The sequence below is a fragment of the Paenibacillus sp. CFBP 13594 genome, from assembly GCF_014842675.1.
Lineage (GTDB): Bacteria > Bacillota > Bacilli > Paenibacillales > Paenibacillaceae > Paenibacillus > Paenibacillus amylolyticus_B.
In genome coordinates this window covers 226,789-236,363 of sequence record NZ_JACYVQ010000010.1, presented here as the reverse complement: position 1 = coordinate 236,363, position 9,575 = coordinate 226,789, and the positions used below count along the sequence as shown (strand labels likewise).

Annotated in this window: 11 protein-coding genes and 1 pseudogene; 5 read left to right on the top strand and 7 right to left on the bottom strand. The window is 46.8% G+C overall.

The features are described from left to right. The 5 genes and pseudogenes from IFU39_RS26730 to yyaC form a co-directional block, all read right to left on the bottom strand. Positions 1 to 1,111 (bottom strand): annotated as a pseudogene (locus tag IFU39_RS26730) (hypothetical protein); the annotation flags it as partial. 191 nt (positions 1,112 to 1,302) lie between these two features. Then, entirely contained in the window at positions 1,303 to 2,550 is a 1,248-nt protein-coding gene (locus tag IFU39_RS26725) for a class I SAM-dependent methyltransferase (RefSeq protein WP_192135821.1), read from the bottom strand. Between the two features lie 95 nt (positions 2,551 to 2,645). Next, positions 2,646 to 3,350: a DUF6483 family protein gene (locus IFU39_RS26720; RefSeq protein ID WP_192135819.1), complete on the bottom strand. Its 705-nt coding sequence runs from the start codon at positions 3,348 to 3,350 to the stop codon at positions 2,646 to 2,648. A 260-nt stretch (positions 3,351 to 3,610) separates the two neighbouring features. Next, complete coding sequence (locus IFU39_RS26715) at positions 3,611 to 4,402, bottom strand: alpha/beta fold hydrolase (protein WP_036607004.1); 792 nt, start codon at positions 4,400 to 4,402, stop codon at positions 3,611 to 3,613. Between the two features lie 60 nt (positions 4,403 to 4,462). Then, a complete protein-coding gene (gene yyaC, locus IFU39_RS26710) occupies positions 4,463 to 5,020 on the bottom strand; it encodes a spore protease YyaC (protein WP_192135817.1) in 558 nt (185 codons plus the stop codon). A 158-nt stretch (positions 5,021 to 5,178) separates the two neighbouring features. Between yyaC and IFU39_RS26705 the strand changes: the two genes are divergently transcribed. Then, entirely contained in the window at positions 5,179 to 5,403 is a 225-nt protein-coding gene (locus tag IFU39_RS26705; RefSeq protein ID WP_017692283.1) for a DUF1128 domain-containing protein, read from the top strand. Positions 5,404 to 5,490: 87 nt separating this feature from the next. Here IFU39_RS26705 and IFU39_RS26700 read toward each other — a convergent pair whose 3' ends face one another. Both IFU39_RS26700 and IFU39_RS26695 read right to left on the bottom strand, forming a co-directional pair. Further along, complete coding sequence (locus IFU39_RS26700; RefSeq protein ID WP_105601866.1) at positions 5,491 to 6,216, bottom strand: pirin family protein; 726 nt, start codon at positions 6,214 to 6,216, stop codon at positions 5,491 to 5,493. 139 nt (positions 6,217 to 6,355) lie between these two features. Then, positions 6,356 to 7,375, bottom strand: coding sequence for an asparaginase (locus tag IFU39_RS26695; RefSeq protein WP_192135815.1), 1,020 nt, complete (start codon positions 7,373 to 7,375; stop codon positions 6,356 to 6,358). Positions 7,376 to 7,552: 177 nt separating this feature from the next. Here IFU39_RS26695 and IFU39_RS26690 point away from each other — a divergent pair, with 177 nt between their 5' ends. From IFU39_RS26690 to IFU39_RS26675, 4 genes are all read left to right on the top strand, one after another. Further along, positions 7,553 to 8,254 carry a phosphatase PAP2 family protein gene (locus IFU39_RS26690; RefSeq protein ID WP_091019338.1) on the top strand — a complete coding sequence of 234 codons (702 nt, stop codon included), beginning with the start codon at positions 7,553 to 7,555 and terminating at the stop codon, positions 8,252 to 8,254. Positions 8,255 to 8,389: 135 nt separating this feature from the next. Then, positions 8,390 to 8,647, top strand: a complete 258-nt coding sequence (locus IFU39_RS26685) for a GlsB/YeaQ/YmgE family stress response membrane protein (RefSeq protein ID WP_017692278.1) — start codon at positions 8,390 to 8,392, stop codon at positions 8,645 to 8,647. 64 nt (positions 8,648 to 8,711) lie between these two features. Beyond that, a complete protein-coding gene (locus tag IFU39_RS26680; protein WP_076212649.1) occupies positions 8,712 to 9,119 on the top strand; it encodes a YtxH domain-containing protein in 408 nt (135 codons plus the stop codon). Between the two features lie 84 nt (positions 9,120 to 9,203). Next, positions 9,204 to 9,569, top strand: a complete 366-nt coding sequence (locus tag IFU39_RS26675; protein WP_017692276.1) for a DUF5665 domain-containing protein — start codon at positions 9,204 to 9,206, stop codon at positions 9,567 to 9,569. Positions 9,570 to 9,575: the final 6 nt, after the last annotated feature.

The following is a 9,575-nucleotide window of genomic DNA, read 5'->3' as shown; positions in this document are numbered from 1 at the left end:
GCAGCGGCAGGCGGGCACCGCGCCGCTGCAAAGCAAAGGCGGCGACCGCGGCGCAGCCGGTCGCCAGCCAAGCGCCGCGCGACTCGCTCAGCAGGAGCGCGGCTTGCGCGGGCATGAGCGGCAGCACTGCCGCGATGAGTCGCCCGGCCCGTACAGGCCGAGCTATGACTCGCGCGGCGGCTGTCAGCCGCTCCAATGCGTACATGCCAACAACGGCACCGCACGCATTCGGGTACTGCAATAGTCCGCCGAGCCTTGCTCCGGCGGAACTGATCTCGGGGTCAGCAGTCCGCATCACCCCGAAGGGCAGCGGCAATATCCCGCACACGGCAAGGATGCCGCTTAGCACAAGCAAGCCGCCTGCCATCTGCCAACCGCAGGCTAACCAACGTGCACCATTCGTGCGCGCAGCCAATATTGCGGTAAGCAGGGTAAACATCGCAAGCAGGCTCCACCGCAGCATTTCATCCATGCTGCCCTGTTTACTCACCGAGCCTGCCCATGCATGTAGTCCAAAACATGTCATCATCCCCAGCGGCCACAATACCCGCCACATCCCCGGAAATCGGAATATTTTCTCAACGATTCGTTCGAGTCTCCCCCGATCCTGTACCAATGACATGGGTATTCGTTCACTCGTCTTCTGTGGACGAATACCTACAAGGAAAAGCAAAAACATAATCAAAGTGCTTCCTGTTGCGATCAGAATAACAGGGTACAGATCAGCCGAATAGTACAGTCCCCGACTCAGACATCCTGCGAGCAGCAAGACAATGGAGAGTATGCCCAACCCAACAGTCCACCCAGATCCTGAATAACGTTTACACCTCAAACTTTGAGAAAAATAACCTGACCCCTCGTTTTGAATAACTCCATTTAATTGATATGGTTCATCTTTTTTATACGTAACATCTTTGTTGTATGTATCTTGTCTATTATATGCACTGTCTCTAATGCCCCTAATGTCCTCATTACATAAGTCCCTGTTATCTACATATTCTGTATCATTTGCGTGGTGAGACCGTTCAAACAACTGTTCCATCATTTTCTCATTCGCCGCATACCCTCGTTTATACCTTACAACTCCCTTATCCATTGTAATATTCTTCATCCTTATACCCCCTCCTTCCTTCCGCCGCTCCATATGCATAACAAAAAGACAGAAGATCCCGATAACGGGTCCTTCTGCCTGATATACATCTGACAGTTATGATGTTGCTTGCTACGAAGTATGTGCATTGAATATCATTTTACATCCAGGGACCCTACTTGCAGTATGTCCCTTGGTTGTCATTGGCACACTCAGCAAAGATCGCAATTTGCGGAATTTTGAACGGTTTCTTTGCTCGATTTTGATTTCCCGTCGGCCTGCTTGCCATCGCCAGGAAGCAAATCGGCACAAGCCCGTTCCAAATATGGATCGGCATGAATGAAATCACGGAAAGCCGTATATTCATTCCACATCTCCGTCACTTCACCCGCCTGACCGCGAACAGCACGTATCAATATGTTTTTAGGTGTATTCTCCATATCGATGAATTCAAGCAATTGTGTCTTGTATCCCATTAGATCAAGCAACTTGGCACGAATCCCATCCGTAGCCAGTGCAGAAAAACGTTCCTTGAGGATGCCATGGGACAATAACGGATTCATCACGGAAGCCTCTACTTGATCAAACAGTTCATGCTGACAGCAAGGAACAGACAGAATAACAGAAGCCCCCCAACGAACTGCTTTCTCCAAAGCAGCATCAGTAGCTGTATCACAGGCATGCAGTGTGACAACCATATCCACTTCATTTAATTCATCGTAGTCCGCGATGTCTCCAACCAGAAACTTCAGATCACCATAATGCAATCGATTAGCCAGATCATTGCAGTGTTCAATGACATCTGCCTTTAAGTCCAACCCAATAATCTTGAGTGAACGACGTTGTTGTACAGACAGATAATGATATAACGCAAAAGTCAGATAAGACTTGCCGCAACCAAAGTCAACGATGGTAAGTGGACGTCCTTCCGGAAGATGGGGAATGACATCCTGCACCATTTCGAGGAAACGGTTGATCTGTCTGAACTTGTCATACTTACGAGCCAGCACACGACCTTCTTCGTTCATAATACCAAGTTCAACGAGGAACGATACAGGTACGCCTTCTTCCAATACATATTGCTTCTTGCGATTATGCGACAGATCCACCGCAGTTTTGGAAGCAGATTTGGTAAGAATGGAAACTTTATATTTTTTGCTGATCAAAATTTGATAGTCTGCCTCGGTCGTACAGAGCAGCCCTTGACGAAACGTCTCTTCGCATAACAAAGTCATACGCTCAGCCGCTTCAGCCGGAGTCAAATTCTCGTGCAGCACTTTGTTGTTATAATGAAATGCAAATTGATAATGTAGCTGATTCTTCAGTGTCACCGGCTTGACTTGCACTTTGGTATACGAGACATTGTCCCGTCTGCGCAGCTGGCTCCAGGTCGCTGTAATCAGCGAATTCTGTTCAAAGATGTCTTGTATAAGCTTTCGCAATGAATCCACGGGGTACATCTCACTTTCGGTTTGGTTTGGTCAACCGTTACCATACCACAATTCCGTTCCCTCTCCAAGTAAAGGCATGTAACAGGCCTTGATCCAATCCATATTTAGGAGCTCATCTCTTGACGACTTAGTTCAGCTAACCCTTCTTCAACTTCGTTACGTGGCAAACCGCCCTGCTCCAGCTGTTCATCCGTGAGTTGGCTCAACCTTTCGTAGAACGCCTGTACATCATCTCGGTAGCTCACCGGGAATTCAGCACCAAGCTGTAGCAATCTGTACCAACTGTTCTCTGCCTGGTCATAACGCCCTTGTTGTTCACGATACAGGGCAAGCTGTCTTTCGGTTCGAGCAGGGAGTTCATATTCTTTCGTAAGCCCCAACACACCCTCAACCCGTTCCGGTGCGTCTAATAACTTGGGATTAGCGCCATGATTCAATGCATACAGGTAAAAATGAATTGACCTCATCAATCGAATGACAGCATCATCCTCTGCGTCCATTCTCTCCTGATCATCGATGCCTTCCACTTTGGCCTTCTCTTGATAAATATAGGCTTCTTCTTCAATCAGCCTGGCGGCGTGCTGCAGATTGTCCACTTCAATCATTCCGCGAAAACGGAACATTTCAATAACATCCTCTGCTGGCAACGAGTTCAATAGCGATAAGTTCAACCCAAATTGCCTGCGCATCATCTCATCCAGTTCAGACAATGCCTCGGTGTGCTTACGTTGCTGTTTGAGCGTGAACACTTTGCCAATTGCTTCAGTCATTTCCTCCATCATGCGGAGCAGATAATCTTTTCTGAACATGCTGTATGCCCCCTCATCATTCGACCCTATACATCCTATCGTTCCTTTATATTTATTTTAATTCATGCCATGACAAAAAGCCAAAAACAAGACACACGCGTCTATGCTCTGTCCATGAACACACTAAACCCCTGCCTATCCAAAAGGGACATTGCAGGGGTTAGGTTGAAATGGAACTGGATACCCCTCCTCCACAAGAGGTTGAATCATCCAGAAACCAAACTATATTTTAATAAAATCAACATAAATCACTTCATCAATTACTTCGATAATCCAGCCATAAATTGTTTAATGACCTGAATTAACTCTTCAGGAGCTTCATACATGCTCATATGACCTGCACCCGCAATTACGGCTTGCACGATATGTGGCTTGTCACTTGTAAATGTACGTTCTGGCGGGATAACCGCATCCTTTTCTCCCGCAACCAGCAATACAGGTAAAGGTGTAGCCGATAACACATCGCGGCGATCCGGACGTTCTCGCATAGCAAGTGCAGCACCAACAGCACCTTGAGGAGCAGTCTGGTAACCAATTTCCTTCACACGTGTTACATGCTTAGATAGCGATTCCACATGTTCTGGTGCAAACAGTCCGGGAACCAGTCCATCTACAAAATTCACGATACCTTCTGTCTGAATGGTGGAAACGGCACGAAGGCGTTTTTCCTTGGCTTCTTCACTGTCCGGATAGGCTGTCGAATGAATCAGACCAAATGCATTCAAACGCTCCGGGTGACGTTGCGCAATCGAGAGCGCAATGTATCCACCCATCGAGTGTCCCAAAAGGACCGCTTTTTCCACATTCAACTCATCCATCAACTGTAATACATCGTTGCCCATCTGTTCGATGGTATAACTTCCTACAGGTGCATCTGTTTTTCCGTGTCCACGCAGATCAGGTACGATACAGCGATAGCTTCGTGCCAGTTCAGGTACGACTTCATCCCAATATGATGAACTGCCACAGTATCCGTGGAGCAAAATGAGTGCTTCTCCCTTACCTTGTTCGGCATAACAAATCGTCGTTCCATCACACATCACTTTTTCCATATGAATCCCTCTCTCTGCGCGAATTAAATAATTCAGGTTGTATATTATTAAGCCTACATATCATAAATGAAACGTTTGTCTCCATTTCCATGCTTCACTTGCGGCGTCTGCAATCGTTCGGGACATGCCCATGACGAAGTGAAGCGAGGTCATCTGCAAAATGGAATAGGGCCTTGGTCCATTGGCATTAACCACAGCCGCTACACTGTATTGTCCAACAGGGGGTAGCTTGCCTCCGACCGATTGGGCCGGAATGAGTGGGTTATTCGAGAGATAGTATGTACCTACCGCATGCTTTGGTCCCAGACATGCATCAATCGCTATGATGGCATGGTGTGCAGGAATAAGTGCCAATTTCTTTTCCAGCGTATCTGCATCACAAGGGGAAGACAGCGTGCCAATCACGTTCTCCATTCCGCTCTCTTGCAGTAAACTTCCTGTCAGTGGACCCAGAGCATCCCCGGTGGAACGATCCGTACCGATGCAGATAAACGTGATCTCAGCTGGAGAATGAAGTTGAACGATGTTTTTGAAAAATAAGACCAGATTCTCTGCAGGCACGCCTTTGCGGACTTCCCTTCCTTGATGACGAACCATTTCTCGCTTATAGGCTGCCAAGCTGTATTCCCTCCAGTACAATCAGGTTTCAGTTAAATCCTGTTGTTGTATCCATCATTGTAACCGATGCTTGGTTTCCTCGCAAAAGCATTAGCCTGAGCGCTTCCAATCATGATACAATAACAAGAGTTTCCGATACGGAAGGGATGAACTTAACGATGGATTTAACACAAGCAACAGCAGCCAATATGGAATATATGATTGAAGCGATCAAAACCAAACTTCGTATGGCAAGCGGTGCCGCCATGCAAGCTTCTTCATTCCCACTTGAGAAATATGAAGATCTGTTTGACCTGTATGAAATGATTTTGAGCAAGGAACATCTCAGTATTTCTGAAGTGGAAGCTGTCGCTTCGGAACTGGGTAATCTTCGTAAATCTTAGTAAAAAAAGGACCTGTTTCCACATCACCGTGGGAACAGGTCCTTTTTCACATGTTTATATTTCCAGACTCTTTTAAGGAATACATCCTTAAGGCAGGTCAACCAAAACAAATTCGGCAGGTTCACTGTCTGTGCTCGTGATTTGCAGATCACAGCTTTTGCGAATTCGTGCGGCATCGCCCGGCTTGAGGTTGAAGTTACCATCCGAACAATGAATCTCTACATGCCCACTGATCAGAAAAAGATGTGTCCGTCGATCTTCGTGTTGCGGGTACATCAACTTTTTCCCGGACTCCAAATGGGAGAGGTAACAGGTTACATCCTGGGAAATAGGCAATGCGCCTTCGCTTCCCTCTCCCCCTTGCCCGGATACAATCGGACATAGACGATTCAAGTGCTCCTGCGGCTCTATTCTCCGATTCATATAGGAAGGTTTCAGCATACGCTCCGATGGCAAAAACCACATCTGGAGGAAACGTACCGGTTCATCCGCTGACGGATTGGTCTCGGAGTGTTCCACTCCCGTCCCCGCACTCATCACCTGGACCGTACCCGGTTCAAGCAATTGTTCTGTTCCCATACTATCCGTATGTTTGAGTGTGCCCGAAATGACATAACTGACAAGTTCAAGATCATGATGTGGATGTTTCTTAAAGCCTTCTTGCGGCATCAGCGTGTTTTCATTATGAGCCAACAGACAGCCAAAATGGGCGTTGCTTGGATCATCATAATCCGCAAACGAAAAGCTAAATTCACTGTGTATCCAACCTCGATCCGACGTGTGCCTTTCTTCCGATGTCACCACTTTAATCATGTTCATCCACCTCCAAGGGTTTAGAGCTGCCACATTACCGCGGCAGTCCATGCGTGTATATGAATTGTATAGATGAATACCAGTTGGTATGTCATCTTTACCCGAGGTCCGGCAACTCTAATCACGCCCCTTCTTAAGGTTATACGCTATCTTCAAGTGAGTGGAGAATGAACTCACTATCTGCATGACCTACAACGGTACCCGCATCATTTCGGATGTCCGAAGGGAACACTTCAGCCAATCGTGCAATGGTTCTCTCATTGGAATAACCAATCTGTCTTAGGATGGATTGGGTGATGAAAGCCCACTCTTCCTCGGAACCATCAAGCACCTTGAAGGTGATTCCCAGTCTTTCTTTTTTCAGACCAAATCCGAATACCCCCTTGAATCCACCCTTCGCTACAATGTTATCGTCTTCCAGCAGCACTGAATCTACACGCTCCGTGCCACCTACCATCAACGGATGTTCATTCATAGCTGATGTTATGGTCTCTACAGCTGTTCTTGTGGAAGGATCAGCGATAAGATCCGGACAAGCGAGCTTCAGATAAGCGTTCGACAATGCCGACAACGGCAAAGAAAATACCGGAAAGCCGCAGCCATCCGTCCCAAGCTCAATCTCTTTTTCCTCAATACCTGCCAGGTCGGCAAAGGTTTCAAGAATTTCTCGTTGTACCGGATGATCCGGTTCAGCGTAACTACCCAGGTCAACCTGCTTCATCTGACTGTACCCTAGAATTCCCAGATGTTTTCCGGAGCAGTTGTGTAAGATGCGCCGTTTCTCTCCTTGTCCACGTAACCATTGATTACGGCTTTCTTCATTAAGCGGATAGCTTGGTGCACAGATTAAGCATTCTTCTCCCAATCCGATCTTACCAGATAACTGCTCCAGCACCCGAATGTGTTCCGGTTCTGAACGATGCGAAGAGGACATAATGGCAATCTCCTGTGCGGATAGGCCATAGTGACTGGCAATTCCTGCCCGAATACCTGGAATGGCTTGAAAAGGTTTGGCAGATGAGCGAGTGAACGCTCTAAAATGAGGGTCACCAGCCGAGTATACAATTCGGCCATACTCATCCGTAATACTTATGTTTCCGTAATGGGCGCATTCCATAACGCCTGCACGGTATTCTTTAATTAACAAGGCACTCTCCATGCGAGTTCTCTCCTTTGTGCTCCCGATTTCATCTCTGCTTTGCGTCACGACGCCGCATGGGATATCTTAAATAGTATAGTACAAAAGCGACGTTTTTACAGTTTTTTCGACAGGCGTTTCGGGTATAGCTTTATCATCTATGTTCATCTACTACAATAACTGAAGGAGAAACTCATTATGCCGCGCAAAACGTATTCACCAGCCTCATTCAGTTCAAATTCCGGTACGTTATTACGTCCACTCCTCAACTGGAGTTTGGCTGGTCTGGCCCTCAGCGCATCGGTTGTATTCATCCTGGCAGGTCTGGGTGCCTGGTTGGGTGCTGATGTTATTATTCGTCTGGATGATCAAATTCAGCAATTATTTTATCTGAATTCAGATTCACGTCTTCATCTATTCCCTTACACTGCATTCATAACCGCACTGGGTTCTTTCAAAATCTCTGCTGTGGCTGCAGGAGGTTTTGCTCTTCTTTTCTTCATTCAACGCAGTCCAAGGTTTGTTGTATATGGATATGCGCTCACGGGAAGTTTTGCCATGATGTGGATTCTGAACACGTTATTGAAAGAATTTTTCAGACGAAGCAGGCCTGAACTGGATCATCTGCTGGTCGTTCACGGGTACAGCTTTCCCAGCGGACATGCCATGATCTCCATGGGCTTTTACGGCATGCTCTTTGTAATCTGGGCCTTGGAACGACAACAACATAAATATTCCGGTGTGTGGCTTCCTGTTCTATTTGGTATTAGTTTTATTTTCTTGATCGGCCTCAGCCGGATCATGTTGGGTGTTCATTATCCTACGGATGTATTTACTGGATTTACTGCTGGATTGGCATGGATCTTCTGCATGGTTAAGGGCATTAAACAAAGCCGCTAAAAGAATGAATTCCTCTGATTTCCAGTTCATTCATCTTCATCTTTATTGTTTCACAGGGTTGCACGGGGTTTATATACGAAGTAAGCAAACGCGAACAGACAACATCCTACATCAAGTTTAAAGGAGGCGGTTGTTATGTGGGGCATCATTATCAGCATTGTGATGGCTGTCATCATCGGTTTGATCGGAGATGCACTTGCCGGTCACAACATGCCTGGAGGCATAATCGGTGCAATGATTGCAGGATTTGCCGGAGCCTGGCTGGGAGCACTTTTGCTTGGTAACTGGGGACCCGTTATCGGTAACTTTGCCATCATCCCTGCCATCATTGGTACAGCGCTCTTTGTTTTCTTGCTGGGGCTTGTGTCCAGACTGCTAAGACAGGCTGCCTGATTCGGGCAACAAGGTGTTCGTTGTTTCGTATTTGTTTCTTAAATTGAAGAAGGAGTGATTAGACATGAATAAAGCAGAAGAGCAATATCCTGTACAGACGGGTTCAACTTTCGCAAAAGGTATTTTCATCGGGGGTTTGCTGGGAGCTGCAGCAGCACTACTCTTTGCGCCTAAACCGGGACGTGAATTGCGTGGTGACCTTTCCGAGAAAGTGGGCATCGTTACTGACCGCACCAAAGAAGTGGCAACTGTTGTAAGTGACAAAGCCACTGAACTGGCTAAAACGGTCTCTTCCAAAACTTCCGATATTGCAAAAACGGTAAATCAAGGCCGCAATGATGTAATGGACTCTGTGAGAAAAGCGTCCGCTGATGTGGCTAACGAAGCATCCCGTGCATCTGATGAAGTGGCTGCCGCTTCCGTTGAAGCGAAGGAAGATGCACGTAAAGAACTTAACTCGACTAGCCTGTAAGGCGATACAGATCGAGTGACCAATAGCCAGCTGCACTCCAGCTGGCTATTTTTTATCCAATGAGAGTTGAGGAGGACAAATAATATGAGTAAAGTTACAATCAACGGTAATACTCCAATTACAGGAGGAACACCCGCACAGCAGTATGATACAAGCGAGCATCCTTTTGAATTGCGTCATGAGGTAAAGCGATTAAACACCCGTTTGGACCAGATTGCGGACAGTCTGGAGAGAGCACAGATCAAGGATATTATTGAGAATTATAGCAGTCCCAAAAAGCGGATTATTACCAATTTCACAGCGGGCATGGCACGAGGTCTCGGTCTGACTGTGGGTACCTTTGTTGTTCTCGGTTTGCTGGCATTCATTCTCAGCCAATTTGTGAATATGCCTATTGTGGGCCAATATATCGCTGACTTGCTTGGTTATATTGAAGATTACAAAAACTAAGAGGAC